The sequence below is a fragment of the Bacillus sp. FSL R9-9834 genome (assembly GCF_038006905.1).
In the GTDB taxonomy this organism is placed as follows: Bacteria; Bacillota; Bacilli; order Bacillales; family Bacillaceae_G; genus Bacillus_A; species Bacillus_A pacificus.
This window is the reverse complement of sequence record NZ_JBBOWD010000001.1, coordinates 3,816,296-3,842,831: the sequence shown is the minus strand read 5'-3', so window position 1 is coordinate 3,842,831 and position 26,536 is coordinate 3,816,296. Positions and strand designations below refer to the sequence as shown.

At 34.0% G+C, this 26,536-nt stretch carries 27 protein-coding genes and 1 riboswitch; of the genes, 18 read left to right on the top strand and 9 right to left on the bottom strand.

All coding sequences use genetic code 11. The annotated features are described in order from the left end of the window. Positions 1-29 precede the first annotated feature (29 nt). The 3 genes from metE to MKY00_RS19905 all read right to left on the bottom strand — a co-directional run bounded on the left by metE (position 30) and on the right by MKY00_RS19905 (position 5,166). Complete coding sequence (gene metE / locus MKY00_RS19915; RefSeq protein ID WP_001007593.1) at positions 30-2,318, bottom strand: 5-methyltetrahydropteroyltriglutamate--homocysteine S-methyltransferase; 2,289 nt, start codon at positions 2,316-2,318, stop codon at positions 30-32. A 128-nt stretch (positions 2,319-2,446) separates the two neighbouring features. Then, positions 2,447-2,634, bottom strand: a riboswitch (cobalamin riboswitch). Positions 2,635-2,985: 351 nt separating this feature from the next. Continuing rightward, on the bottom strand, positions 2,986-3,543 hold the full coding sequence (locus tag MKY00_RS19910) for a PadR family transcriptional regulator (RefSeq protein WP_016718396.1): 558 nt from the start codon (positions 3,541-3,543) through the stop codon (positions 2,986-2,988). Positions 3,544-3,624: 81 nt separating this feature from the next. Continuing rightward, positions 3,625-5,166, bottom strand: a complete 1,542-nt coding sequence (locus MKY00_RS19905) for an MDR family MFS transporter (protein ID WP_000445752.1) — start codon at positions 5,164-5,166, stop codon at positions 3,625-3,627. A gap of 425 nt (positions 5,167-5,591) precedes the next feature. Between MKY00_RS19905 and MKY00_RS19900 the strand changes: the two genes are divergently transcribed. Beyond that, the gene (locus tag MKY00_RS19900) at positions 5,592-6,092 is read left to right on the top strand and encodes a hypothetical protein (RefSeq protein ID WP_000708167.1); all 501 of its coding nucleotides are present in this window, start codon (positions 5,592-5,594) and stop codon (positions 6,090-6,092) included. Here the strand turns inward: MKY00_RS19900 and MKY00_RS30230 are convergent. After that, entirely contained in the window at positions 6,032-6,277 is a 246-nt protein-coding gene (locus tag MKY00_RS30230) for a hypothetical protein (RefSeq protein WP_016718395.1), read from the bottom strand. The genes MKY00_RS19900 and MKY00_RS30230 overlap by 61 nt on opposite strands. A gap of 162 nt (positions 6,278-6,439) precedes the next feature. Between MKY00_RS30230 and MKY00_RS19895 the strand changes: the two genes are divergently transcribed. Together MKY00_RS19895 and MKY00_RS19890 are read left to right on the top strand one after the other, a co-directional pair. Next, the gene (locus MKY00_RS19895; RefSeq protein ID WP_000680842.1) at positions 6,440-7,081 is read left to right on the top strand and encodes a diguanylate cyclase domain-containing protein; all 642 of its coding nucleotides are present in this window, start codon (positions 6,440-6,442) and stop codon (positions 7,079-7,081) included. 622 nt (positions 7,082-7,703) lie between these two features. Then, complete coding sequence (locus MKY00_RS19890; protein ID WP_000922491.1) at positions 7,704-8,366, top strand: YkyA family protein; 663 nt, start codon at positions 7,704-7,706, stop codon at positions 8,364-8,366. 31 nt (positions 8,367-8,397) lie between these two features. Here the strand turns inward: MKY00_RS19890 and MKY00_RS19885 are convergent, their stop codons facing one another. Further along, a complete protein-coding gene (locus MKY00_RS19885) occupies positions 8,398-8,856 on the bottom strand; it encodes a YkyB family protein (RefSeq protein ID WP_000804868.1) in 459 nt (152 codons plus the stop codon). Positions 8,857-9,033: 177 nt separating this feature from the next. On the opposite strand from MKY00_RS19885, the gene ppx reads away from it, so the two are divergent. Beyond that, positions 9,034-10,572 carry an exopolyphosphatase gene (gene ppx, locus MKY00_RS19880; RefSeq protein ID WP_000658869.1) on the top strand — a complete coding sequence of 513 codons (1,539 nt, stop codon included), beginning with the start codon at positions 9,034-9,036 and terminating at the stop codon, positions 10,570-10,572. Positions 10,573-10,679: 107 nt separating this feature from the next. Further along, on the top strand, positions 10,680-12,788 hold the full coding sequence (locus tag MKY00_RS19875) for a polyphosphate kinase (RefSeq protein WP_014893533.1): 2,109 nt from the start codon (positions 10,680-10,682) through the stop codon (positions 12,786-12,788). 159 nt (positions 12,789-12,947) lie between these two features. On the opposite strand, the gene MKY00_RS19870 is transcribed toward MKY00_RS19875, so the two are convergent. Both MKY00_RS19870 and MKY00_RS19865 read right to left on the bottom strand, forming a co-directional pair. Further along, positions 12,948-13,184 carry a hypothetical protein gene (locus MKY00_RS19870; RefSeq protein WP_000283744.1) on the bottom strand — a complete coding sequence of 79 codons (237 nt, stop codon included), beginning with the start codon at positions 13,182-13,184 and terminating at the stop codon, positions 12,948-12,950. Between the two features lie 97 nt (positions 13,185-13,281). Then, positions 13,282-14,139: a metallophosphoesterase gene (locus tag MKY00_RS19865; protein ID WP_000724516.1), complete on the bottom strand. Its 858-nt coding sequence runs from the start codon at positions 14,137-14,139 to the stop codon at positions 13,282-13,284. Positions 14,140-14,381: 242 nt separating this feature from the next. Here MKY00_RS19865 and fadH point away from each other — a divergent pair, with 242 nt between their 5' ends. The 3 genes from fadH (at position 14,382) to MKY00_RS19850 (ending at position 17,260) form a co-directional block, all read left to right on the top strand. Further along, positions 14,382-15,146, top strand: coding sequence for a 2,4-dienoyl-CoA reductase (gene fadH, locus MKY00_RS19860; RefSeq protein ID WP_000660918.1), 765 nt, complete (start codon positions 14,382-14,384; stop codon positions 15,144-15,146). A gap of 225 nt (positions 15,147-15,371) precedes the next feature. Further along, positions 15,372-16,589, top strand: a complete 1,218-nt coding sequence (locus tag MKY00_RS19855; RefSeq protein ID WP_000564304.1) for an EAL domain-containing protein — start codon at positions 15,372-15,374, stop codon at positions 16,587-16,589. 182 nt (positions 16,590-16,771) lie between these two features. Then, complete coding sequence (locus tag MKY00_RS19850) at positions 16,772-17,260, top strand: DUF3993 domain-containing protein (RefSeq protein ID WP_001233820.1); 489 nt, start codon at positions 16,772-16,774, stop codon at positions 17,258-17,260. Positions 17,261-17,368: 108 nt separating this feature from the next. Here MKY00_RS19850 and MKY00_RS19845 read toward each other — a convergent pair whose 3' ends face one another. After that, positions 17,369-17,605 (bottom strand): glutaredoxin family protein, encoded by a 237-nt coding sequence (locus tag MKY00_RS19845; RefSeq protein ID WP_000717880.1) that lies wholly within the window; start codon positions 17,603-17,605, stop codon positions 17,369-17,371. A 233-nt stretch (positions 17,606-17,838) separates the two neighbouring features. On the opposite strand from MKY00_RS19845, the gene MKY00_RS19840 reads away from it, so the two are divergent. The 10 genes from MKY00_RS19840 (at position 17,839) to MKY00_RS19795 (ending at position 24,825) form a co-directional block, all read left to right on the top strand. Continuing rightward, positions 17,839-18,075: a YkuJ family protein gene (locus MKY00_RS19840; protein WP_000055151.1), complete on the top strand. Its 237-nt coding sequence runs from the start codon at positions 17,839-17,841 to the stop codon at positions 18,073-18,075. Positions 18,076-18,285: 210 nt separating this feature from the next. Beyond that, positions 18,286-18,435 carry a hypothetical protein gene (locus tag MKY00_RS19835; protein ID WP_000440537.1) on the top strand — a complete coding sequence of 50 codons (150 nt, stop codon included), beginning with the start codon at positions 18,286-18,288 and terminating at the stop codon, positions 18,433-18,435. A gap of 74 nt (positions 18,436-18,509) precedes the next feature. Continuing rightward, positions 18,510-19,028, top strand: a complete 519-nt coding sequence (locus tag MKY00_RS19830) for a ribonuclease H-like YkuK family protein (protein WP_000896650.1) — start codon at positions 18,510-18,512, stop codon at positions 19,026-19,028. A gap of 107 nt (positions 19,029-19,135) precedes the next feature. Next, positions 19,136-19,327 (top strand): antirepressor AbbA, encoded by a 192-nt coding sequence (gene abbA / locus MKY00_RS19825; RefSeq protein ID WP_000817794.1) that lies wholly within the window; start codon positions 19,136-19,138, stop codon positions 19,325-19,327. Positions 19,328-19,497: 170 nt separating this feature from the next. Next, a complete protein-coding gene (gene cbpB / locus MKY00_RS19820) occupies positions 19,498-19,941 on the top strand; it encodes a cyclic-di-AMP-binding protein CbpB (protein WP_000623566.1) in 444 nt (147 codons plus the stop codon). A gap of 142 nt (positions 19,942-20,083) precedes the next feature. Next, positions 20,084-20,968: a LysR family transcriptional regulator gene (locus MKY00_RS19815; RefSeq protein WP_001984809.1), complete on the top strand. Its 885-nt coding sequence runs from the start codon at positions 20,084-20,086 to the stop codon at positions 20,966-20,968. Between the two features lie 71 nt (positions 20,969-21,039). After that, entirely contained in the window at positions 21,040-21,762 is a 723-nt protein-coding gene (dapD, locus tag MKY00_RS19810) for a 2,3,4,5-tetrahydropyridine-2,6-dicarboxylate N-acetyltransferase (protein ID WP_000783248.1), read from the top strand. Between the two features lie 61 nt (positions 21,763-21,823). Then, positions 21,824-22,954 carry an N-acetyldiaminopimelate deacetylase gene (locus tag MKY00_RS19805; RefSeq protein WP_000261645.1) on the top strand — a complete coding sequence of 377 codons (1,131 nt, stop codon included), beginning with the start codon at positions 21,824-21,826 and terminating at the stop codon, positions 22,952-22,954. A 254-nt stretch (positions 22,955-23,208) separates the two neighbouring features. Next, positions 23,209-24,075 carry a hypothetical protein gene (locus MKY00_RS19800; protein ID WP_001167328.1) on the top strand — a complete coding sequence of 289 codons (867 nt, stop codon included), beginning with the start codon at positions 23,209-23,211 and terminating at the stop codon, positions 24,073-24,075. Positions 24,076-24,159: 84 nt separating this feature from the next. Continuing rightward, positions 24,160-24,825, top strand: coding sequence for a potassium channel family protein (locus MKY00_RS19795; protein ID WP_000504032.1), 666 nt, complete (start codon positions 24,160-24,162; stop codon positions 24,823-24,825). A 39-nt stretch (positions 24,826-24,864) separates the two neighbouring features. Here MKY00_RS19795 and rnjA read toward each other — a convergent pair whose 3' ends face one another. Continuing rightward, a complete protein-coding gene (gene rnjA / locus MKY00_RS19790) occupies positions 24,865-26,532 on the bottom strand; it encodes a ribonuclease J1 (RefSeq protein WP_000670369.1) in 1,668 nt (555 codons plus the stop codon). Positions 26,533-26,536 lie beyond the last annotated feature (4 nt).

Below are 26,536 nucleotides of genomic sequence, written 5' to 3'. Positions count from 1 at the left end.
GTATCCTCAAAAAGGATACCCCATTTTTATTATGCGTTTGTTTTTAGCAAGGAACGAGCGTCTTTTGCCGCTTGCACCATGTGCTCTAAAGCTGGAATAACTTCTTCTGTTCTTCTCGTTTTCAAACCACAATCAGGATTAATCCAGAAATATTTAGGATCGCATACTTTTAAAGATTGTTCTACGATTTTATACATTTCATCTTTACTTGGTACACGTGGGCTATGAATATCATATACACCTAGACCGATGCCTTTTTCATATGTTGTATGTTTTAATGTATCAATAAATTCACCGTGACTTCTTGATGTTTCGATAGAAATCACATCTGCATCTAATGCGCGAATCGCATCAACGATATCTTCGAAGTTACTGTAACACATATGAGTATGAATTTGTGTTTCATTTGCTACAGAAGAAGTTGCTAAAAGGAAGGATTGTACGGCCCATGTAATATAAGCGTCCCAATCTTTTTCTTTTAGTGGCATTCCTTCACGAAGTGCTGGCTCATCGACTTGAATTACTCGAATTCCGGAAGATTCAAGTAGTTCAATTTCATGACGAAGAGCTAATGCAATTTGATATGAAACTTCTTTTCTTGGAATGTCATTTCGAACGAAGGACCAATTTAAAATCGTAACAGGTCCAGTTAACATTCCTTTTACAACTTTCTCTGTTAAGCTTTGTGCATACACAGTTTCCTTAATAGTCATTCCGTTAATAAAGGCTACATCACCATAAATAACAGGTGGTTTTACGCAGCGGGAACCGTATGATTGCACCCAACCGTTTTTAGTGAATGAGAAACCAGCAAGGCGTTCACCAAAATATTCGACCATGTCAGTTCTTTCAAATTCACCATGTACAAGAACATCAAGACCAATTTCTTCTTGGTAACGAATCCATTTTTCTGTCTCTTTTTCAATAAATTGTTCATATTGTTCATTTGAAATAGCACCGTTACGCCATTCTTTTCGCGTTTGGCGAACTTCAGTTGTTTGCGGGAAGCTACCGATAGTTGTTGTTGGTAACAACGGTAACTTCAGGGCAACTTGTTGTAATTCATATCGTTTTTCAAATGGAAGAGGACGTGAAAAATCTTCTTCTTTTAATGCTGTTCGTGCTGCTTTGACATCTTCTCGGTTACGTGCAGCAGATGAACGAATTGTATGATGTACATTTCGATATGTTTCCAGCTCATTATGAATGCTTTCTGTACCTTGAGTTAGAGCGGAATGAATAAGAACTAACTCTTCTAATTTTTGATTTGCAAATGCCAACGCATCAAATAGCTCAGTCGATAAGTGAGTTTCTTCTGTTTTATCGATTGGCGTATGCAATAAGCTACAAGAAGGCTGAACGATGAAATCTTTCGTTTGGACTTGTTTTTGTAACGTTGTAAATAACGTAAGAACTTCATCAAGATCGGCTCTCCAAATGTTACGGCCATCTATACAACCAACAGCTAAAGTTTTATCAGCTGGGAATCCATATTTTGAAATAGCATGTAGATTACCTTCTTTACCATGAACGAAATCTAATCCAATACTTGATACTGGGAATGTAATAATTTCTTCATAGTTTTCTTCTACACTATCAAAATATGTTTGTAAAAGAAGATTCGCATTTGGAACTTCTTTACGAATAGCTTCATAAATTTCTTTTGCTTGTTGAACTTCTTCTTTCGTTAAAGAAGCGAAAATCGGTTCATCAACTTGAATGATTTGTGCACCAGCTGCATGTAGCTCTGAAAGCAGTTGTACGTAGGGTGCAACTAACTGTTTTAAAATAGTAGCAAATTGTTCTTGTGTATAGCCTTTAGCTAATTTCAAGAAAGTATATGGTCCTAAAATAACAGGTTTTCCATCTATTCCTAATTCTTGTTTTGCCTCTTCGTATAAGCGAAGTGGACGATTATCTTTTAAAGAGATTTGTAATCCCTCTTCATATTCTGGAACGATATAATGATAGTTTGTGTTAAACCATTTTGTCATTTCGGAAGCTACGTGATCTTTAGAGCCACGCGCCATTGCGAAATATACATCAAGGTAAGATGTAAACTCAGAAAAACGTGATGGGATAAATCCTAGCATATAAGCAGTATCCAAAACGTGATCGTAATATGTAAAGTCGCCAATTGGAATAAGTTCAATCCCTTTTTCTTGCTGTGCTTTAACGTGTTGAAGACGAATTTCTTTCATTGTTGTTAAAAATTGTTCTTCATCAATTTTATTAGACCAAAAAGCTTCCAATGTTTTTTTCCACTCTCGTTGTAGTCCGATACGTGGATAACCTAAGTTACTTGTTTGAATTGCCATTTCAAATTCCTCCCCAATTGAAAGTAAGCATTTCCGTTTACTAGGAAATACCTATAACAAAAAGCATAAAGGCATAGAAAATAAGCCTTCCTTTTTGTTTTAACACCTCATCATCATCCGTGAATCTATCAGTGTTGTTAAAACAGGCAGGTCTCCTGACTTATGCTTCATATGATTTCTTTCACCTTCCCGTTTTCACAGTGGCATTAAAAAGAAATCTCAGCATTTACAGTGGCGGGACCGTGTTGGAGTTTCACCAAGCTTCCCTTTTAAACACGAAACAAACTGTTCGTGTACCCATTTTCCTTTTGAAAGGAATTTAACAAGCGATATGATATTGAAACAAATTCTAACACAATTTTTGGAATTTTGTCTACTGTTTTGAAATAAGAAAATTCTAAAGTTTTTTATTTTAATTATTTGTATTTTTCTGATTTTTTAGAGTGGAGAAACATGAGGAGAATTGAAATAAAGTGCGATTAAATTGATAAAGAAATGGGTACCTATACATACATAAGATGCCAGTTATGTTATTAAATAATTGGTTTATCTTATATAGAAAATTAAACAAGCATAACCCCATCCTAAATTAGAATGGAGTTATATTTGTTTTAGAATTTGAAATAAAATAACTATATTGTCATTTTACAGTTTCTATTTTGAAAGTTTAATCCGCATCTATATCAATTTCTGAAAGTCGCCCGGCAATAGCATCTGCAAGAAGGGTGTTTAACCATTGCAATTCAACTGTAATATGTTCAATAACGCTTTGCAAAATATATAGTTGTGCGCGTGGGATTTTTCCTTTGCTACAGTCATAAATAGTTTGCATGTTATGTAAATATTGAACGGTATCATTTTTCTTTTTTTCTAAAATAGGAATTAACTCTTGATCATCACCAAAATGAGCGAAAGAGAGTGCCGAATAAATTGGTTTATATATTTGATTTTTTGCCTCGAATTGTTTTAATAGTAATGTGTGAAATAAACGTTTACCTTCGTTTGTTATATGAAAAATTGTTTTATCTGGTCTATTTGTATCTCGAACAATAGTTGTAACACGAATTGCCCCTTGTTTTTCTAATTGCTCAAAGGCATAGTAAAGTGATCCTTTTGCATATTTAATATAACAGTCCATTTGTCGTTCTTTCATTATGTGCTGCACTTCATATGGATGTTTATCCCCTTCGAGTAGCAAGCCGAGAATGACTAATTTCATGCTCATGCTGTCTCAACCCCTATATATATAAACTTTATACATATTATAAACGGCATATCCGTTTTCATAAAGGGATATGCCGTTATATTAGCTTACTTGCTTTTGTTTTTGTTTCGTTTTTGGTCCTGTAAAAAGACGCTCATTTCCCATAAGTAAAATGCAAATAATACTTAGTACAGCCGGGATCAGTGCCCAGAAGAATGTACTGGCAATAGATGTAGCTAGAGCTTCTTTAATACCAGTTAATATTTCAGCTGGTATTTTATCGGTAGCACCTGGTGATAATAAGAAACTTGTGTCTCCACCCTTTGGTGCTAATTTTGCTAGTTCAGGTGGGAAGAGAGTGTTTAGTTTATCTGTAAAAATATGATTTTGAATTGTACCGAAAATTGTTACACCAAGAGTCATACCGAGTGAACGGAAAAATGAGTTTGTTGATGTAGCAGAACCACGGTCTCTCATTTCTAATTTGTGAATCGAAGACATACTTAAAACTGAGAATGAGAAACCAACACCAAGTCCAGCGAGAACCATAAATAGTGTTACGAGTAGGCGAGGTGTATCCATTGTTAAAGTGCTTAGTAAATAAATGCCAAGAACGAAGAAAACTCCAGATGCCATCATAATGTTACGATAACTTGTTCGAGAAGCTAACTGTCCACCCGTTTGACTTCCAATTACAGAGCCAATCATCATAGGTGTTAAAATTAACCCAGCATTTGAGGCTGAACCACCGAGAACACCTTGAACGAAGATTGGGATATAAACTGTACAGATGATAAAAGCGGCACCATAGAAAAAGGCAACACCTTGGCTAGCTGCGAATAAAGGTTTTTTAAATAGATGGAAAGAAATGATAGGCTCGGTTGCTTTTCGTTCTACGAAGAAGAAAATAATAAGCATAATAACAACTGTTGTAAATAAGCCGATAATCACAGTGGAATTCCATGCGTATTCTTTACCACCAAGTTCTAAGGCGAACATTAAGCAAACGATACTAATAACAAGTGTAATAGCGCCAGCCCAATCAATTTTTTGTTTTCTAAATTCTAGAGATTCACTGTAATATTTCGTAATGAAGAAGAAGGAAATAAGTCCTAATGGAATATTAATATAGAAGACCCAGTGCCAACTTATATAGTCTGTAATATAAGCACCTAATAAAGGGCCGAATACACTAGATGTTCCGAAAACAGCACCGAATAGCCCTGTCATTTTTCCGCGCTTTTCTGGTGGGAATATGTCGTACATAATAGTGAAGGCGATAGGCATAAGAGCGCCGCCACCAATTCCTTGAATTGCTCTATAAATACTTAGTTGCTCAATACTAGATGCTGTTCCGCAAAGTGCAGAACCGAACAAGAAAAGAATAAGGCCACCAATATAAAAGCGTTTCCGTCCATACATATCAGAAAGTTTTCCGAAGATAGGCATCCCTGCCATTGTTGCTACCATATATGCAGACGTGACCCAAACGAACTTGTCAAATCCTCCTAGGTCTCCAACGATTGTTGCCATTGCTGTTGCAACGATTGTATTATCCATTGCAGCCATTAAAATACCAAGTAGTAAACCCGCAACAACAAATTTTGTCTTGCTGGAGTCTTTTTTTGATAATTGAGATTCCAAAGATAACCCTCCTTTAATAATAAGTAAACTATATTAAGTTTTGAGTGCAGCGCATAAAAATTATAAATATATTTTTTAAAATCAATTTACACAAGTGCACTGACAAAGCCATAAAGAATATTATAGTCAAATTTGACTAAAAGGCAAACTTTTTCTTCCGTCAAAATATTCTGTTGTATGGACAGCAAAAGAGTGAGTAATACTTAGTATTGGTAAAAAGTCAATGAAGGAAATTGTAAAAAAATATTTCAGTAAGAATACCTGCTGTTAACAGATGAAAAATGGTTTTTTCTTTACTTTGTCGAATAGGATAAAAGGAAGAGTAATAACTATATATCGTTTGTAACGAGCTTTATTAATATTGTGTAGAGAGGCAGAATAAGGTCGTATGGATATGATGCATCTGAAATGGGGTGAATATTATTATGAAAATATGGAAACGAATTCCGGATCAAGGAAGGCGTTCAATACCGCTACAACCGGTATTATGGATTGATGGCTCAAAAAAGGAAAACGAATGTCCTAACGTAGCAGTTACATTACAAATCCGTAGTATGTATAAAGAAAAATTTTCATATGAACTGACCTGTGATGTAAACGACATACTTATTATTCGAATTGAAGTTGAAAATAAAGGAATGAAAATGATTTCACGAGTTGTAGTAAGTCATATGATTCGAGATTATTTTGCATATATTCCAAATTCATTAAAGGCTGATAAGGGAATGAGCGAGTTTCTGTTCCAGCTTGTAAGGTGGAGAATCGATAATTTATTACCAAATGAGAAGGTAGAATTAATTTGTAAAATAAAAGCAAATAAAGATAAAGAACTCAAAAACACACTATTTCAGGCTACATATACATTTCAATATAACGGAGTATCATATGGTCCGCTGCAAACAAATGAAGTTGTTGTACGGCAATGATAAAAAGGAACCTGTATGAAAGGTTCCTTTTTTAGTCCCTTTTTTGTTCGATCCATATTTACAATAGCGTCAATTTGATTATATGTAATGAAGTTTACTCCGAAAGAATTAAATAGTAATTTTAGCGACAACAGAAACCCCGATAGTAAACGTATAATATCTGATAGATTTTTCTTTTGTAGCATGTAGGTCACCATATTTCTAAAATGATGTATGGTATATATGAAATAGAATAGAAATGGTAGACAAGCTTAAGCGGAAATGTACACTCAATATGTACATTTTTTATTTTGTAGAAAAACATAATTGTTATAGAAACATATATTGGTATAGAAGGGAGGCGAAGTATGAAACATAAAGGGAAAATTAGTGGATTATTACTTGGGAATACAGTGGCAGTTACAGAATGGATTGCGCTTCAGGATGTAATTACAAAACTGGATTCGCGATCATTTTATACCGTCTTTATTATTTATATATTGCAAATGATACTCAGCTATTATTTTGGACATTGGTATGATAAAAGAGCGAGTGGGCGTATGGATACGGAAGTAGGAGGAATGGCAAGTAATGATTTTGTAGTTGATTTTTTTGAGAAAGTAGCTGCTTTATCAGAACGAGATTCTCATAATATTACAGTGTACATTCTTTCTGTGAAAGAATGGAAAGGACTAAAAGAAACAGTGCAAGAAAAAAAATTGGAGGTGTTAGTACAAAAGTTGGAGAGTACGATTGTAAAGACAATTCGTAAAGGCGATGTCGTTACGAAGTGGGATGAAAATAAGTATGTTATTGTGGCGATCGATAACGGACATGAAAAATCGACAATAACAAACCGATTAATGAAAAATATTGAAAGTGAAATAGAAAATGGCTTGTTAAGTATGACTCTATTATTTGGGGCTGCTAGTTATCCAATAGAAGGAAAAACGTTTGAAGAATTGTTAAGAAAGGCACAAAATCAATTGTACCAGCATAGAAATTCGTAAGAAAATAAGTAAAACTTTGATGTAAAGAAATATGATATGAAGAAGTTTTGATTGTAACATTTTTTTGACTTTTATTACAAAAAGAACTTTTTTTGTAATAAAAGTCTTTAAAAATATATGAAATAGGCATATAATTATGATGGATGTGTCAATGCATTTTGCACAATGTGTTTCACTTTAAAAGTGTAGAGGAAAGCATACTCTACACTTTTCCTTTTTAGGGAATAGTTGCAAGATAGCAATTATACTGTGTAAAATGAACAAAGAGATTATTTGATAGAAAGCGGGAAAGGGAATGATAGACGTGAGAGAACAACGAACATCTTTTATCAGGTGAATGATTACTGTTGTTCTTCAAATTAGTATGGTTGTGATGAATTCCGTTGTACTTTTGTGTAATACATAATATCAATAGGTTTTAAAAAGTGCCAAGTAAAAGATGGATATGGAACTGCTATTTAGTTCAAAAATGGAAAATGTAATTTCAAGTAATACAATTTGTACAAGCATTATAAACAATATGAATGATTTTCGTGAAAAAGGTGCGAGTGTGGAGTTTATAGAAGGTTATATAATTTCATAGCTTTTTACACGATGATCGTATATAAGTAGGAGGAAAAAGATGTTGAAATATAGTAAATTAGCAATTGTAACTGCATTATCAATGACTTTACTAGCGGGGTGTTTCGGGCCGAAACCAGAAGAGGAATTATATGTTGCATTTGAAAATGCTGCAAAGCAAGAAAAAACAATGTTTGAAGATGCAAAAAAACTTGAAACTTTAGAGAAAGAGGGACAAGAATTATATAACCAGATTGTTCAAGAAGGAAAAGATAATAATCAAACTGTTAAGGAAAAACTAAACCAAGCAGTGAAAAATACAGATGAACGAGAAAAAGTGCTTAAAAAAGAAAAAGAATCTTTAAATAAGGCACAAGAAGAAGTGAAATCGGCAGATAAATATGTGAAGAAAATTGAAGATAAGAAATTGAAAGATCAAGCGGATAAAGTGAAAAGCACATATGAGAAACGACATGATTCATTTAACAAAATGTATGATAGCTATAATAAATCGTTAAAACAAGAAAAAGAATTGTATACAATGCTACAAGATAAAGGTACAAAATTAAAAGATATTAGTGAAAAAGTAAAAGTAGTAAATCAGTCTTACAAAGATATTGAATCAGAAAAAGACAAGTTTAATGAATTTACGAAATCTTATAATACAGAAAAAATAGCTTTTTATAAACAAGCAAATATTAAAATTAAAGAAGAGAAAAAATAAAACAGTTTGGCCTACAATTGGCCAAACTGTTTTATTTTTTTGTATAGGTACGACTATACCATGGGACAGGTTCACTTAATTTTTTTTCTTGTTTTAGCGCTTCAGGACCAATATAATCTTGAAGTGTTTTTTTTGCTACTGTTAAAGATAAGGTTGTTTTCGGATTTCGATAGGAGGATTCAAGATGACCGAGATGTGGTAGGATTCGAAAATCTTCTTTTGTAGGAGGAATATGGAAAAAGTAATCACCTAAACGTATAAGAACATCAGATTGTTGTTGGCTAAAACGTGGATTTCTAGAGAAATGTAATCCTTCTTTAATAGCTTTTTTTTCAGTAATTAAGCGTTCTAAAGCTGTCTTTTTTAACCAGTATAAATACTTCGGATTAGTTGCAGCTTTAGCATGACGATTCACAACGAAAATAGATTGAGCTAGTCGATTAATAGAATGTTGGTTTTGTAATTGAGATTGTGGTTGTGAAGGTTTCATATTAAATCTCCTTTCAATTTTTCATTATTATACCATAAGTAAAAGTGATTTTTATTATATGCAAAAAGTGATTGTATATATTTTCAATATTAAAGCAATATTGTTACAAAAAACAACTATTTTGTATAATAGTAATAGAATGTGTTTTAGAAATTTGATAATGAAAGAGTGAGAAGTTTGAAAGAAATATTAAAACAGCAATATGCCATTATAGATATTGGATCTAATACAATGCGTTTAGTTATTTATGAAAAGCAAAACGGAGGTTTTTATAAAGAGATTGAAAATACGAAAGTGGTTGCAAGGTTAAGGAATTACTTAGTCGATGGTGTGTTGATTGAAGAAGGAATAGAGGTATTGTTACAAACATTATTTCAATTTCAAGAAAGTACACGATTCCATCAGTTGCGCCATGTACTTTGTGTTGCAACAGCAACAATTAGGCAGGCTGAGAATCAAGAGGAAATTAAAAAACTTGTTGAAGGACAAACAGACTTTACTCTTAGAGTATTATCAGAATATGAAGAAGCACGTTACGGCTATTTAGCGGTTATGAATTCAACTTCGTTCTCGGAAGGGATTACAGTAGATATTGGTGGAGGAAGTACGGAAGTTACATACTTTCGAAATAGAGAGATTTTAGAGTATCATAGCTTTCCTTTTGGGGCACTTTCTTTAAAGCAACAATTTATTAAAGAGGATATACCTACTGAAGAAGAGTTGGACAAGCTTCAAACGTACCTAGAATATCAATTTCGAACATTACCATGGTTAATTGATAAGAAATTACCCCTTATTGCAATTGGTGGTAGTGCGAGGAACTTAGTGAAAATTCATCAAAATTTAATTTGTTATCCTATAGCAGGAGTACATTTATACAAGATGAAAGAAGAAGATATTAAAAATGTGAAAGAAGAATTGGAAGGCTTGTCGTTCATAGAACTTCAAAAATTGGAAGGATTGGCAAAAGATCGAGCGGATACAATTGTTCCCGCAGTCGAAGTATTTCATACGCTTGTTAATGTTATAGAGGCACCAGCATTTGTATTAAGTAGAAAAGGATTAAGAGAAGGTGTTTTCTATGAAGAGTTGACAAAAGATTTGGGGATTTCATATTATCCGAACGTGGTCGAAGAAAGTTTGTATTTATTATCACATGAATATGAAATGGACATGGAATTTGTAATGCAGCTTATTAAACATGGAAGATTAATTTGTCAACAGCTTGAAGAAACAGGGCTGATTTCTATGTCAGTAAAAGACTGGGAAGTGTTCCATCAAGCAGCGAAAGTATTTAATATAGGCAAATATATAGACGAAGAAGCGAGCCGCTTACATACGTTTTATTTATTAGCAAATAAAACAATTGATGGTATGATGCATAAAGAGCGAGTTAGATTAGCGCTTATTGCGTCTTATAAATCAAAAATGTTATTCAAACAACATCTGTCTCCGTTTGAAGGATGGTTTGATAAAAACGAACAAAAAAAAATCCGCCTATTAGGGGCTGTTTTACAATTTTCAGCAGCTCTAAATATAAGACAAAGATCGCTTGTTGAATCGATATCTATAACAGAAAGTAAAGAAGGATTAACATTTAAAATTGTATGTGAGCAATCGGCATTAGCGGAAAAAGTGCAAGCTGAAAAGCAAAAAAAGCAGCTGGAAAGAGTATTGAAAACGAATATTAACTTATTCTTCGAATCAAAACACTAAGTTGTACGGATGTCTTTACAAAAAATTAACACTTTGGAATATTGTAATTTGTTAAAATGAAAGTAACTAAATTATAGTAAAAAAGTTTCAAGGGAAGTGTGAAGAGGATGGAAATGTTGAAGGGGAATATAGTCAATTTAAATGATACAGCTTATTACAACAATAGAGAACTAAGTTGGTTAGCATTTAATGAACGTGTACTACAAGAAGCACAGGATGAGATGAATCCGCTTTTAGAAAGATTAAAGTTTATTAGCATTTTTAGCTCCAATTTAGATGAATTCTTTATGGTACGTGTAGCAGGATTGAAGGATCAAGTGAGCGCTGGGTTTAACCAACCAGAAAATAAGGCTGGCTTAACACCAAAAAAGCAATTAAATAAAATTGCGATAAAGGCCCATGAATTAATGACTGTACAATATGATACGTTTAAAAATTATGTGTTGCCAGCGTTGGAGTTAGAGGGGATTGAGCGTTTAACATTCCATGATTTGACGAAAGAACAAAGAGAATTTATAGAAGAGTATTTTGATGAGCAAATTTTCCCAGTCTTAACACCTGTAGCTATCGATGCGTATCGTCCATTTCCTATGTTATTAAATAAAAGTTTGAATTTAGCTACTCTTTTATATGATGAGAAACAAGTGGAGGAAGAAAACCGCACGAAGTTAGGAATTGTACAAGTTCCTTCATTACTTGAACGTTTCATATTTTTACCGAGTGAAGGGCAAAAGCATAAATTTATTTTATTAGAAGATGTAATTAGTGGTTTTACTCATAAATTATTCACTGGATATAAAGTATCATCTGTTACTCGTTTCCGTATTACACGCAATGCGGATTTAACGATTCATGAAGAAGGTGCGAGAGATTTATTAAAAGTAATTGAAAAGGAATTAAAAAAGCGTAAGTGGGGAGCTGCTGTACGTTTAGAAGTTGGCAAAGAACACATTGATGAAAGAGTATTAGCTTTATTATATGAAGTGTTGGAAGTAAAAGATGAAGATGTGTATATAATGGATGGACCGTTAGATTTAACATGTCTATTTTCTTTATATAAAAAACTAGCGCCTTTATATGAACATTTAGTATATCCGGCTCTTATTCCGCAACGACCTCAAGATTTAGGGGATGCGGAAGATGTATTCGAAAAAGCAATTGAGCATGATATTTTATTACATCATCCGTTTGAATCGTTTCAGCCAGTAGTTGATTTTGTTCGTGATGCAGCAGACGACCCGAATGTACTTGCGATCAAACAAACATTATATCGAGTAAGTGGTGATTCTCCAATTATTCAGGCGCTAAAGGTAGCGGCTGAAAAAGGGAAACAAGTGACGGTATTAGTTGAGTTAAAGGCAAGGTTTGATGAAGAAAATAATGTGCATTGGGCTAAAGAATTAGAACAGGCGGGTTGTCATGTGATTTACGGTGTAAGTCATTTGAAAACACATAGTAAAATTACGCTAGTTGTAAGAAGAAAAAACGGAAAAATTGAAAGGTTCGTACATCTTGGAACCGGAAATTACAATGATGCAACCGCAAAGCTATATACTGATTTTGGCTATATTACATCACGAAAAGACTTTGGGGTCGATGCAACAAATTTCTTTAATTATTTGAGTGGTTATACAACAAAGCCGCATTTTCATCATTTATCGGTTGCACCATTTGATATAAGAGAGCAATTTATCGATTTAATAGATGAAGAAATTCGTTATCATAGGCAATATGGAAATGGATATATCATTGCTAAAATGAATTCATTAACTGATAAACCACTTATTAAAAAAATGTATGAAGCATCACAAGCTGGAGTAAAGGTAGAGCTCATCGTTCGAGGAACATGCTGCCTACGACCTGGTATTCCAAATGTAAGTGAAAATATTCGGGTAGTTAGTGTTGTCGGGAGATATTTAGAACATAGCCGTATTTATTATTTCCATCATAATGGAGAAGAGAAAATATATTTATCTTCAGCTGACTGGATGACAAGAAATATGGAGAAACGTGTAGAAATATCTTTCCCGATATTAGATATTGAAATGAAGGCACGAATTAAGGCGATTTTACAGCTTACTTTAGCTGATAATGTGAAAACACGTGAACAAAATAAAGACGGTGAATATTATTATGTTATTAATAATGGGGCAGAAGAGATTGATAGCCAAGTGAAGTTATTTAAGATGGCGTATCAAAACACAGATGCTGAATAATGAGAACAAAGTAAAAAACCTCTTTTTTAAGAGGTTTTTTACTTTGTTCTCTACTTATTATAAAGGATGCGTAGAGAGAATACTTTTTATTATAAGCATGTTAATGGATTATGAATCGGTTAAGAAAGGAAATAACATTAGTAGAATTGTTGCGGTACATTAATAATAGAATGGTTGTTGACAAGGTCCGCCATAACAAGGATAAGGTGTCGGCGGTGGGAAAGGTGGTGGATATGGTGGGTAATACGGTCTAGGACCGAAAGCCAATGCTCCGCCAAGCAGTCCACCAGCAATACCAGCTAGAAATGGGACGCCAAAAAACGGAAAGAAGCGTGAGTCGCCTACTGGACCAATAGGTGCTGAACGGACTGGGATTGGTTGATAATATGGATACATGAACAAACCTCCTTTATTGGACTCACTTTTATCATATGGTAAATGAAACATGGATGAGCGCGTACAAGAAAGGATATGTAAGAAAATAGGCGAATGATTACGAATGTTGGAGTGTAAAAATTGTTATCTCAGGTTTTGCCATAAATCGGAATGGGACACGTGTTCTGCCAAGGCCGCGATTGACATAGAGAGCTAAATCTTGGATCGTATAGAAACCTTCTACATAATTTTTAGCAAGTGCTGGGGTAATAATAGCGCCTAAAAAAGGGATTTGTACTTGTCCGCCATGGCTATGACCAGAAAGTTGTAAGTTAACCGGATATGTAGCAATTTGCGGTGCAATATCTGGTTCGTGAACAAGAACAATGTTATAAATGTTTTTCCGAGCGCGCTGTAGCGTCTCCTTTATTTTTGGTTTGCCTAATAGTATATCATCAAGACCGAAAATTGAAATTTCACTATTATCCAGTAGACGGATTCTCTTTTCACTGTTTAGTAACAGTTCAAATCCAGATTCACGCATGATGTGTTCGTAGTATTCCGTTCCATATCCGCCGTGATCATGGTTACCATAAATAGAAAATTTACCGAAGGGTGCTTGTATATTTTTTAAAATAGATGCAACGAAAGGAGTGTCAGTATATGTTTGATAATTATCAATGAGATCACCAGTAAAGAGAACAATGTCGGGTTTTACAGCATTAATTTTAGAAACGATTTGAGATAAATGTTGGAGAGAGAAATAGTATCCGAGATGTAAATCACTAAATTGAAGAATCTTCATACCGTGAAAGCTTTTTGGTATGAGTTGTGATTTCAATGTATGTTCTGTAAAAGAGAGCAGATGAGGCTCAATATATTTAGCGTAATAGTATCCGATACTAGTCGTTATAAATGAATATAGGCAAGTACGCATTCCAGTTTTTAAAAAATCTCTTCTCGTAATTTTCTTCATAAAAATATGAGTATACCTATTTGTCTTATATTACATGTGTTCGTTACATTTACAGGTTACTCAAATCTCCTTTCGTTTTTTTAAATATATTTTAAATCATGTAAAAGTAGTATAGATAACGAAAAAGTGAATAAAAAGAAATCTCTTTACGTTAAAATATCAGAAAAGTTTAAAAATATAAAGATTTCTATTAAATAAAATGATAAAATGAATGTGTATTCATTTTTTGGAGGGGGATATATATGAAAGAAAAAGTAGTTATTGTAACAGGTGGATCGAGCGGAATGGGAAAAGGAATGGCGACTCGCTTTGCAAAAGAAGGGGCACGAGTTGTTATTACAGGACGTACAAAGGAAAAACTAGAGGAAACAAAATTGGAAATTGAACAATTTCCAGGACAAATATTACCGGTACAAATGGATGTAAGAAATACGGATGATATTCAGAAAATGATTGAACAGATTGATGAGAAGTTTGGACGAATTGATATTTTAATCAATAATGCAGCTGGAAACTTTATTTGTCCAGCAGAAGATTTATCTGTGAACGGCTGGAATTCGGTTATTAATATTGTGTTAAACGGTACATTTTACTGTAGCCAGGCTGTCGGAAAATATTGGATTGAAAAAGGTATAAAAGGAAATATCATTAACATGGTAGCAACATATGCGTGGGATGCAGGTCCGGGAGTTATTCATTCGGCTGCAGCGAAGGCTGGAGTATTAGCAATGACGAAGACACTCGCTGTTGAGTGGGGACGTAAATATGGAATCCGAGTTAACGCTATTGCGCCAGGACCAATTGAACGTACGGGCGGTGCTGATAAATTATGGATTTCAGAAGAAATGGCTAAGCGTACGATACAAAGTGTTCCGCTTGGAAGACTGGGTACGCCAGAAGAAATTGCAGGTCTAGCTTATTATTTATGTTCAGATGAAGCTGCGTACATAAATGGAACTTGTATGACAATGGATGGAGGACAACATTTACATCAATATCCATTTTAAAAGGGATAAGGAAAATGTGACGGAATTGTGACATATGAAAGAAAAGTGTTTACAAGAGGTCATATATACGTTATATTTAAGACCTCTTTTTTCTTCATAGTAGAATTGCTAATTCCCCTTAGCATTTTACCCCTCTAATCCCTTCAGGAAAACTGAAGGGATTTTTTATTATTTTTCCGTAAATATCATGTTATAATTTTTGAAAAGTAAAGGGAGGGAAGCACGTTGATAGATGCATTAGATGTAATGAGTAACTTGGATAAAGTCCTTCCTTATTATCAAGCAATTTTTAGTGCTGATGAACATACTGTAATTGGATATGAAGTAGTAGGGCGTATTCAAACAGAAGAGGGCATACAAAGTTTAGCTTCTTTCTTTCATGATGACTCTATTCCAAGTGAGTTTCAACTAGAAGCGGATAACATTATAGTAGAAAAAGCTTTAAATCGTTATTTAGAAAGTGATCAAAAACTATTATTATTTATACATCGGAATGCTAACGTATTGATGAACGATGATGATGAAAGTTTGCTTCAACTTTTATTGATGTATGAAAAACAAGGTTTAAATTTGAAAAACATTGTTTTAGAAATTACAGAACATGAATGTAAAGAAGATATAGAGCAATTTAATCATTTGCTTATGTATTATCGTACATATGGTATTCAAATTTCGATTAATAAAGTCGGAACAGGTACAAGTAATTTAGAACGTATTAGCGTGTTAGCACCTGATATTTTAAAAGTAGATTTAACAAATTTAAGGCAAACTGCACTTTTACAATCTTATCAAGATATTTTATATTCTTTATCATTACTTGCTAGAAGAATTGGTGCGACATTGTTATATGAAGAAATAGATGCTTTTTATCAATTACAATATGCATGGAAAAACGGTGGTAGGTACTATCAAGGGAATTATTTGAAAGAATGCTTACCTGATTTTATTGAAACGAACGTTTTGAAAGAACGACTTGGTAATGAGTGTCATCAATTTATTCAACATGAGAAGAAAAAACTACAAAAGATTTATAATTTAACAGAAATGTTACGTGATCGAATTGGCGATGTTTTAGCGAAACAGAAAAAGAATGAAGATATAAATGATTGGTTATTACAATTTAGCCAAAGTGTATCACAATGTAGTTTTCGTATATTTATTTGTAACGAAGATGGTTTCCAACAATCAGGAAACGTTATGAAAAAAGATGGGGAATGGATTGTGATGCCTGAGTATTACATGAAGAACTGGAGTTGGCGCCCGTATTTTCTAGAGAATATTATGAAAATGCGTTTTGAGAATAAGGCAAGGCTTTCAGATTTATATGCTGATATTGAAACCGGTGAGATGGTACGAACATTTTCTTTCCCGATTGATGATGAAAACTTTTTATTTATAGATTTATCGTATGAATATTTATATGAAGAAGATGTTTTATTTTAATGCACGAAGAGATTCGTGCATTTTTTGTTTGTTTTTATCATAAATTGGTAATAGTGAAAATGGTGCCGAAAATGCTGTCTATCGTTGTAAAGATTTTACGAACGAAACCAGCCCTTTCTTTGCATAATCATTGTTACAATGAATACTACAAAGACAAGTTTTCTAAAAAGGAAGGTGAAAAAATGAGGAAATATGGAATATGGTTAGTTCTATTTGTATGTGTTGCCTTTCTAGTTGGTTATAGTGTTACAACTGTTTTAGGAAAAGAGGAAGTAAAAGTCGATCGGAAAGAAGTGTTTGTAACGATACAAAAAGGCTATGAAAGCCAATTTTCAATTCGTGGGAAGCGTTTGCCGATGAATAAGATGATAGAAACGTTATCACCATATTTTACAGAGAATTTCCTTCAAGTATTTACAGATGAAAATAGTAGAAGTGATAAACAAAGTGGTGAATATTTACTTCCAGCAAAAGAAGCGCCATTTTCTTTTAATTCAGAAACGAAAATGTCATATGATGAAGAGCATAAAATTTTATATGTTTATGAGCGGGCGAAAAGTGGACAATATCAAATTGTAACATTGCAAAGAGATCAAGGGAAATGGAAATTGGCCGGATATCATGAAAGCCAAGAACTTTTAACTGAAATAAAAAGGTTACAACAATTATAAAGTGAAACTTTAATCAGGGCATATCCTGTTTAATATGAACTTGCCACAATCAGATGCATACTTCCAAAATATAGCGGGATAAAAATAGGAATAGGTCTTTACCTATTCCTATTCTATATTAAGAAGTTGTTGTAATTTTTCAATTTGAAAACCAGCAACAACTTCTCCATCAATTACAACCGTCGGAGTTGAATAAGAATCATAGTCATATAAAAGACGATTGCGAGCAGCGGCGTCTTTTTTTACGTCAAATTCTTCGTATACAACGTTATTATGCTTTAAAAATTCTTTCACAATAACACATGGCGGACAATCAGGTTGTGTGTAAACCTCAATTTTTTTCATTGCAATTCCTCCTTTTTACTGTTTTTTATTATATTCTTCCAGTATAAAAATCGCAATAAAGAAGGGAAAAGATGTTCTTTCTGTTTTTTCCTTCGTATTTCGACAAATTTTTAGTTGAGTTTCTGGCCAATAACCTTTATCCTAGAGTGTGGAACATTTTTTCTGTTATGACGGATAGAATGAGTATAGCTGTAAAACCTATTGGTAGGAAGATCAGAGAAAGGAGAGATTTCATGTCTCTACTCCAAGGAATTTTAACTCGACTTGTTAGTCTACAAGAACAAGCTGAAAGCGGTGAAGTAGCACAACGCTATTTTGAAGTGAACGGTGAGCGCAAATGTAGCGTGAAATTTTTCGATAAAAGTGAAATGTATGAGTTAGAAGTGTATCAACAAGGTGAAAAACCTCAAGTGTATCAATTCGATAATATCGACATGGTTGCAATTGAGATTTACGATATCATTTCTTGATACATATAAAAAGGTGTTGCCATAGGGCAACACCTTTTTTAGTTCTATTACTTTTAGTATATATGTATAAGGATTTTTCATTTTTCCTACAATGGTAATAAAGTGAAAGTGTAATTAGTAGGGTTTCTTCGTCCTATACAGCTTATTATCCATCACCAATTGAGGACGGATAGTAAATAGCGGGATGAAAATAGTGAGGAGGTGTGTTATATGGAACGTTTACCAGTTGTGATTTGTCCTAATTGTCACAATTCTGCTGAGATTATTCATGTACTAACGGCTCAATCGAATCAAAACGTAATTTATACGTGCCAAGTTTGCCATTATGTAATTCGGAATATTGAAACGAATAAAGGGTAGGGAGTTATAATTTTTGTTTTTGTCCCATACAATGAGAATACGAAAAGTCTGTCTAATTGAAAGGACGTGACTATGTGGCCGGTGAACATAAATTTTATAATGTTTCAGAGAGACATTTAAATTTTGATATGGTCTTTACCCGTATTTGTAATTTCATTGAAAAGGATCCGCGAAATTTATATCGTTTATCCATTGGGACAGACTCACAAGCACATCAAAAGGATACGAGGTTTATTACGGCAATTCATATTCATCGCGTTGGAAAAGGAGCCTGGGGGTGTTTACACCATCAATCAGTAAAAGATAAGCCAGCAACTTTACGTGAGAAAATATATTTAGAGACGCAGTTTAGTCAAGAAATTGCATGCCTATTTACTCCAAATCATATACAAACAATATGGGATTTATTGCATCCATATGCTCAAGATGGTGCTGGTTTTATAATGGAGATTCACTTAGATATCGGAAATGATGGTTTAACAAAAGAATTTATTCTAGATATGACAGCGAAAATTCAAGCGATGGGATTAACTGCAAAAATTAAGCCAGATGCTTATGCGGCGTTTAGTTATGCAAATCGATATACGAAATAAAAACAATTTATATATTTCTTTCACTAAAAACTGAATATTACATCTATTAAATAGGCTGAAAATTTTATATAATAATGGTAACGATGCGAGTATAAGGAGAGGGGTATATGAAAAGGGAATTTGTTTTAACGGAAGAAGAGGAAAGTTTGTTACTAGATATTTTATTTCAGCAAAATTATGCGAGTGAAATTTTAGCTGTGGAACTTACAGATATCGAGAATGGTTTAAAAAAGACAGACGTGATGCAATATAAAAAAATCACAAGGTTATTTTACAGATTAAAAAATAAAGGGTATTAAGCGCTACCGGAATGGTAGTCTTTTTTTTGTGTTATATGCTAAAATAGCTGTGTAATTTTGTTTTTTACTGAAAGAATGTAAGGACAAAATAATAATGTGAAAACGCTGTCATAAAATGTGAATAGAGCCGGTAATTATAAGCAGGAAAAAGGGAAAATGGGGGATGTAATATGATTAGTATTCCAAAAGACGAGTTTCAACAAATTTTTGTAAAAGATTTAATGATTTCATCAGAAAAAGTAGCACACGTCCAAATAGGGAATGGTTTAGAGCATGCTTTACTCGTACTTGTGAAATCTGGATATTCGGCGATACCTGTTTTGGACCCGATGTACAAATTGCATGGGTTAATTAGTACTGCTATGATTTTAGACGGTATGTTAGGGCTAGAACGCATTGAGTTTGAAAGACTTGACGAAATGAAAGTAGAGCAAGTAATGAAGAAAGATATTCCGGTTCTTAAGTTAGAAGATTCATTTGCAAAAGCATTAGAAATGACTATTGATCATCCATTTATTTGCGCTGTCAATGAAGATGGGTATTTTGAGGGGATTTTAACACGTCGAGCGATTTTAAAATTGTTGAATAAAAAAGTAAGGCAACATAATCGATAATGTGAGAAAAGTGACTTCATAGAACCGAAGAAGTCACTTTTTTTTCGTGCATATCAGTTGTGTATGTATTATATTTAAAAAGATAAAAAATATAAGCGTATGTAGTTAAATTAAGGATGAAAAGCTTATTGAGATAAGGTGTATGGAAGCTAAGGAAAGAGGGAGAAAGTTGCAAATTGATGATTTTCAAATGATGGTTGTGTTAGCACAGGAATCAAATATGAGAAAAGCGGCGGAACGTTTATTTGTTTCACAACCTGCGCTTAGTCAACGATTACAATCTATGGAGAAACAATGGGGAATGAAGTTTTTTATTCGCTCGCAAAAAGGATTGACAATTACACCTGAAGGGGAAAAAGTCGCAAATTACGCAAAAGAAATGCTACAAAGGGAAGAGGATATTAAAAGTGAGCTAGCTGTTTTTAGAACAGAAACTCATGGGACGTTAAAAATAGCTGTCGCATCAGTTATTGGTCAATATTGGCTTCCTCCTGTTTTGAAGAAGTTTGTACATAAATATCCTTCTGTAAAAATATCGCTGTTTACTGGCTGGAGTAGTGAAGTACAAAAGCAATTTTATGAAGGAGACGTTCATGTTGCTATATTGAGAGGAACACAAGAATATAAAGGCCAGAAGCAACAATTATTTGAAGATGAACTTTATTTAGTGGATAAAGAAATAAAAGATATTTCGATGTTAAAAGAAACAAATAGACCATTTATTCAATTTAAAAGTGATTCGACTTATTATGGACAAATACAAAATTGGTGGTATGGTTTATTTTCTAATCCACCTAAGAGAACAATTGTCGTTGATCAAATTGAGACTTGCAAACAACTCGTTTTAAATGGTATAGGTTATGCTCTTTTACCTTCTACTGTTTTAAAAGAAGTACAGGAAAATATGTATAAAACACCTGTCCAATTAACGAGAGAAACATGGTTATTGACGAGTGAATCAGCTAGACAATTGAAGCAAGTACAAGCATTTTTAGAAATTATAGAAGAAATTCAAATGGAAAAATAGGATTATTATCTTGCTACTCGCCCTATCGTTTGGTAGAGTAACATTATAAATGGATTTAGGAGGCAACAAGAATGAAAATGATGGACGCTAACGAAATTATTTCGTTTATTCAAAAAAGTGAAAAGAAAACTCCTGTAAAGGTATACATAAAAGGGGATTTAAAAGAAGTAACATTCCCTGAAACGGTACAAGCATTTGTAAATAAAAAGTCTGGTGTATTATTTGGAGAATGGTCTGAAATTAAGACAATTCTAGATGAAAATAGCAAGTACATTGTTGATTACGTTGTTGAAAATGACCGTCGTAATTCTGCAATTCCAATGCTTGATTTAAAAGGTATTAAAGCTCGTATTGAGCCAGGTGCGATTATTCGTGACCACGTTGAAATCGGCGACAACGCTGTTATTATGATGAATGCAACAATTAATATCGGTGCTGTAATTGGTGAAGGGTCTATGATCGACATGAACGCGGTACTTGGTGGACGTGCAACTGTTGGTAAGAACTGTCACGTAGGTGCAGGCGCAGTACTTGCAGGTGTTATTGAGCCACCTTCAGCAAAACCAGTTATCGTTGAAGACGATGTTGTTATTGGTGCTAACGTAGTTGTGTTAGAGGGAGTTACAGTAGGTAAAGGTGCAGTTGTAGCAGCAGGAGCTGTTGTAACAGAAGATGTACCTCCATATACAGTTGTAGCAGGTACTCCAGCACGTGTAATTAAAGAGATTGATGAGAAGACAAAAGCAAAAACTGAAATTAAACAAGAGCTTCGTCAATTAAACCCAGAGAAATAAAAACAAAAAAGCGTAAGAGCATAAACAGGCTCTTACGCTTTTTATAGATAGAGGTGCAAAAATGGTAGTAAGCAAATTCGTTCAAATTCGTAGAGACTTACACAAAATACCGGAAATTGGATTTAAAGAGTGGAAAACACAACAGTATATTTTAGATTACATAGGAACGCTTTCGAATGAACATGTGGAAGTGAAAGTATGGAGAACAGGTGTCATTGTTAAAGTAAAGGGAAGAAATCCAGAAAAAGTTATAGGTTATCGCGCAGATATAGACGGTTTACCAATTACAGAGGAAACTGGATATGAGTTCGCTTCTGTTCATGAAGGAATGATGCATGCATGTGGACATGACTTACATACGACAATCGGTTTAGGCCTCCTAACAGCAGCTGTAACAGAAAGAATAGATGATGACCTTGTATTTCTATTCCAACCAGCTGAAGAAGGGCCTGGAGGGGCTCTTCCTATGTTAGAGAGTGAAGAGTTAAAAGAATGGAAGCCGAATATTATTCTCGGCCTTCATATTGCACCTGAATACCCTGTAGGAACAATTGCTACAAAAGAGGGGCTATTATTTGCAAATACATCAGAGTTATATGTTGATTTAAAGGGGAAAGGTGGACATGCAGCTTATCCTCATACTGCAAATGATATGATTGTCGCAGCTAGTCACCTTGTTACACAGCTTCAGTCTGTTATTAGTCGTAATGTAAACCCACTTGATAGTGCAGTAATTACAATCGGAAAAATAACAGGCGGTACAGTTCAAAATATCATAGCAGAAAAGTCTCGATTAGAAGGAACGATTCGAACGTTATCAGTGGAATCAATGAGTCGTGTTAAAAGTAGGATTGAGGCAATTGTTGCAGGTATAGAAGCTTCCTTCCAATGTGAAGCGGTTATTGACTACGGAGCGATGTATCACCAAGTATACAACCATGAAGCATTAACGAGAGAGTTTATGCAATTTGTAAGTGAACAAACTGATATGAAAGTAATTACATGTACTGAGGCAATGACAGGTGAAGATTTTGGTTATATGCTTCAAGAGATTCCTGGATTTATGTTTTGGCTTGGAGTAAATTCAGAATATGGTTTACATCATGCAAAATTAAAGCCAGATGAAGAGGCTATTGAGAAAGCTATCGTATTTTTAGATCAATATGTAAAGTGGAAGGGAACTAGAAAGTAAATTTGCTCGCCAACTTTGTAACAATTTAAAGTGGGTATTCGTTAGTTCCAAGGTGAAAACATCTTTTATATCTGTTCTGGATACACATCGGCATACAAATGGATAAAATAATGAGCAGTGGTTTTGAGCCGCTGCTCATTATTCATTATCACTTATTGAGAAGATGATTAGTTAACTAGCTTATATATGTTTACAATTCGTGTGGAGAGTGTGTAAAATCAAGGTGAAACGTAGAAAAAAGGGTGGGGAATTACGTGCAGATTAGCAGTGCGATTTTATGTTTTGTTTTATATACATATGTTATTATTGCGGCGGTTTATTTTGGGATAAGTTTTTATGCCTACCGTTTAGCGAATAATCATGAATATGAAGAGACATACAACTGGGTGAAAAGGTATTTATCACCTGTACTAGAAATTATGAATGGGTTTGTTCTTTTTTTATTTATTGGATTAATTGCTTTTTCAACGAGCTTAGTAGGAAATAAGACTACATTATTTGTACTAGGTATCATTATTTTTATGCTATTAGGAATTCGTATTGGTAATACGGTATTTTGGAATGAGAGAAAAGTAGATGGTTGGACGGGAATGCTAATACCGTGTATGCTAGCTGCTATCGTGACGAATATAGAACATGAATATTATCAGTTGCATTTTTGGCTCATAATTGTTTTAACAATTCTCTCTGTGTTGTATATAAGTACTGTCGTGCTAACATACATTGCAAATGAAAAGGGAGATGTAAAAGGTACGCATTTCTTTAGAGGGCGTGCATTGTTATGGAGTGTGCCAACGATGGCGGTTATAGCAATTATTGCGATATTAGTAAATGGGTATCAATTTACGAATTGGCAACTGTTTTTAGAAAATTGGTGGATTTTCATTCTTTCGTTTATCGCTTTTTTAGGTGCAACGCATTATTTATTCCATCAACACCATTACATATTGGCATTGCTATTCGCATTCACACAACTATTATTTGCTTTCTTCGGACAAGAAACGTTATTATTCGTTTTTGAAACGTTTAGTTCATTTGGAAACATATTTGTATTTGGTATGTTAATTTTCAGTATCGCATTTTATTTACAACAGTATTTTTATATGCAAAAACAAAAATAAAGAATGATATACAGGTTTTTGTAGCAAATCTAAAGTATGTTACAATAAAAATACATAGTATTCGATGTTATTGGAGGAATTTCTGTGGGTGAAAAAGAGAAAGAATTTGCTGTCATTGGGCTTGGGCGTTTTGGTGGAAGTATTTGTCGGGAACTTGCTCAATTAGGTATGGAAGTAATGGCAATTGACTCAGATGAGGATAAAATTAATGAGTTTGCAAATATAGCTTCACATGCTGTAATTGCAGATTCAACAGATGAGATGGTATTAAAAAGTCTTGGTATTCGTAATTTTGATCATGTAGTCGTTGCGATTGGAGACAATTTAAATTCAAGTATTTTAACAACATTAATTCTGAAAGAGTTAGGTGTAAAAAATATTACTGTAAAAGCTCAAAATGATTACCATGAAAAAGTATTAAGTAAAATAGGAGCAGATCACATTGTGCACCCAGAGCGTGATATGGGAAAAAGGATTGCTAATAATATTGCATCAAGTAATGTGCTAGACTATCTTGAGCTTTCAGATGAGCATAGCATTGTAGAGATTATTGCAAATAAAAAAATTGATGGTCATTCTTTAATCGAATTAGATATTCGTGCGAAGTTTGGATTGAATATTGTAGCGATTAAACGTGGTAAAGAAGTTATTGTATCCCCTCGAGCTACGGAAAATATTCAAGCGGGAGATATATTAATTGTAATTGGTCATGACGATGAAGTAGATCGTTTCAAGCACTTTTTAAGATAAGAGAAAAGGACAATACCATAAAGGTATTGTCCTTTTTTCTTATATCTCCATAATGATTGGTAAAATCATTGGGCGACGTTTCGTTTTCTCATATAGGAATGGTGCTAATGTATCTGTAATTTCATTTTTAATTTCAGACCATTGCGTTGTTTTACGTTCCATTACTTTTTCTAAATGAGTTGTAATTAATGTTTGAGCATCATTAATTAAATCACTACTTTCGCGCATATAAACGAAACCACGTGAGATAATATCAGGCCCTGCTGCAACTTTAAATTCTTTCATATCAATGCTTACAACGACAATAACAAGTCCTTCTTCAGAAAGGATACGACGATCGCGTAATACGATATTACCGATATCTCCAATACCATTTCCGTCAATATAAACAGATCCAGATGGTATTTTACCAGCTACACTTGCTTCATCTGAACGTAAGGCAAGAACATCACCATTATCCATAATGAAACAGTTTTCTTCTGGAATACCACAATCATTTGCTAATTTCATATGCATACGTTGCATACGATATTCACCATGAATTGGCATGAAATACTTCGGTTTAATTAGACGAAGCATTAGTTTTTGTTCTTCTTGTCCACCGTGTCCACTCGTATGAATGTTTGACAGTTTTCCGTGGATTACATCAGCACCAGCACGGTACAACATATTAATTGTACGGCTTACACTAACTGTATTACCAGGGATTGGTGAAGAAGAGAACACAACTGTGTCGCCAGGAATAATTTGAATTTGACGATGGGTACCATTAGCAATACGTGAAAGTGCTGCCATTGGCTCCCCTTGACTACCTGTACATAAAATAACAACTTTATTAGCCGGTAGACGATTTAATTGAGATGCATCTATGAATGTATCTTTCGGACAGCGAATATAACCGAGGTTTTGTCCGATTTCAATCGCTGCCTCCATACTTCGGCCAAATACAGCCACTTTACGATTGTTTTCAACAGCCGCTTCAACGACTTGTTGCAAGCGATGGATATTTGATGCAAAGGTTGCGAAGATAATACGACCTTCTACTTTGCGGAAAATATCTTGAATACTATCACCAACACGGCGCTCAGACATTGTAAAGTTTGGAACTTCACTGTTTGTACTGTCAGATAAGAGACAAAGTACACCGTCTTTTCCGATTTCAGCCATTTTTGTTAAGTCCGCTGGTTCACCAACCGGTGTGAAGTCAAATTTGAAATCTCCAGTATGAACCACTTGTCCTTGAGGTGTTTTCACAACAACTCCGTATGAATCTGGGATACTGTGAGTTGTACGGAAGAAGGAAACAGATGTCTTTTTAAATTTAATAACATCATCTTCTTGAATTTCATAAAGCTTTGCTTTACGAAGTAATCCGTGCTCTTCTAATTTGTTTTTGATTAGTGCAATTGCTAATTTTCCGCCATAAATCGGAATGTTCACTTGACGTAATAAGTAAGGAATTCCACCGATATGATCTTCGTGACCATGTGTAATGAATAACCCTTTAATTTTATCTTCGTTTCGCACAAAATAAGTGTAATCTGGTATTACATAATCGATTCCGAGGAGTTCGTCTTCTGGAAACTTAATTCCAGCGTCAATTATAATAATTTCATCTTGAAATTGAACAGCATATGTATTTTTACCGATTTCACCAAGACCACCTAAAGCAAAAACGGCTGCTTGATCATTCTTTAGAAATTTCATATGA

Excerpts from the sequence above, each read along its gene's own strand:
- metE (WP_001007593.1), bottom strand. The coding sequence starts at position 2,318 with ATGGCAATTCAAACAAGTAACTTAGGTTATCCACGTATCGGACTACAA.
- MKY00_RS19895 (WP_000680842.1), top strand. The coding sequence starts at position 6,440 with ATGAAACATAAAGGGAAAATTAGTGGATTATTACTTGGGAATACAGTG.
- MKY00_RS19885 (WP_000804868.1), bottom strand. The coding sequence starts at position 8,856 with ATGAAACCTTCACAACCACAATCTCAATTACAAAACCAACATTCTATT.
- cbpB (WP_000623566.1), top strand. The coding sequence starts at position 19,498 with ATGATTAGTATTCCAAAAGACGAGTTTCAACAAATTTTTGTAAAAGAT.
- MKY00_RS19835 (WP_000440537.1), top strand. The coding sequence starts at position 18,286 with ATGGAACGTTTACCAGTTGTGATTTGTCCTAATTGTCACAATTCTGCT.
- MKY00_RS19870 (WP_000283744.1), bottom strand. The coding sequence starts at position 13,184 with ATGTATCCATATTATCAACCAATCCCAGTCCGTTCAGCACCTATTGGT.
- MKY00_RS19890 (WP_000922491.1), top strand. The coding sequence starts at position 7,704 with ATGTTGAAATATAGTAAATTAGCAATTGTAACTGCATTATCAATGACT.
- MKY00_RS19910 (WP_016718396.1), bottom strand. The coding sequence starts at position 3,543 with ATGAGCATGAAATTAGTCATTCTCGGCTTGCTACTCGAAGGGGATAAA.
- abbA (WP_000817794.1), top strand. The coding sequence starts at position 19,136 with ATGAAAAGGGAATTTGTTTTAACGGAAGAAGAGGAAAGTTTGTTACTA.
- MKY00_RS19845 (WP_000717880.1), bottom strand. The coding sequence starts at position 17,605 with ATGAAAAAAATTGAGGTTTACACACAACCTGATTGTCCGCCATGTGTT.
- MKY00_RS19840 (WP_000055151.1), top strand. The coding sequence starts at position 17,839 with ATGTCTCTACTCCAAGGAATTTTAACTCGACTTGTTAGTCTACAAGAA.
- dapD (WP_000783248.1), top strand. The coding sequence starts at position 21,040 with ATGAAAATGATGGACGCTAACGAAATTATTTCGTTTATTCAAAAAAGT.
- fadH (WP_000660918.1), top strand. The coding sequence starts at position 14,382 with ATGAAAGAAAAAGTAGTTATTGTAACAGGTGGATCGAGCGGAATGGGA.
- MKY00_RS30230 (WP_016718395.1), bottom strand. The coding sequence starts at position 6,277 with ATGCTACAAAAGAAAAATCTATCAGATATTATACGTTTACTATCGGGG.
- MKY00_RS19805 (WP_000261645.1), top strand. The coding sequence starts at position 21,824 with ATGGTAGTAAGCAAATTCGTTCAAATTCGTAGAGACTTACACAAAATA.
- MKY00_RS19815 (WP_001984809.1), top strand. The coding sequence starts at position 20,084 with ATGGAAGCTAAGGAAAGAGGGAGAAAGTTGCAAATTGATGATTTTCAA.
- MKY00_RS19900 (WP_000708167.1), top strand. The coding sequence starts at position 5,592 with ATGAAAATATGGAAACGAATTCCGGATCAAGGAAGGCGTTCAATACCG.
- rnjA (WP_000670369.1), bottom strand. The coding sequence starts at position 26,532 with ATGAAATTTCTAAAGAATGATCAAGCAGCCGTTTTTGCTTTAGGTGGT.
- MKY00_RS19850 (WP_001233820.1), top strand. The coding sequence starts at position 16,772 with ATGAGGAAATATGGAATATGGTTAGTTCTATTTGTATGTGTTGCCTTT.
- MKY00_RS19865 (WP_000724516.1), bottom strand. The coding sequence starts at position 14,139 with ATGAAGAAAATTACGAGAAGAGATTTTTTAAAAACTGGAATGCGTACT.
- MKY00_RS19875 (WP_014893533.1), top strand. The coding sequence starts at position 10,680 with ATGGAAATGTTGAAGGGGAATATAGTCAATTTAAATGATACAGCTTAT.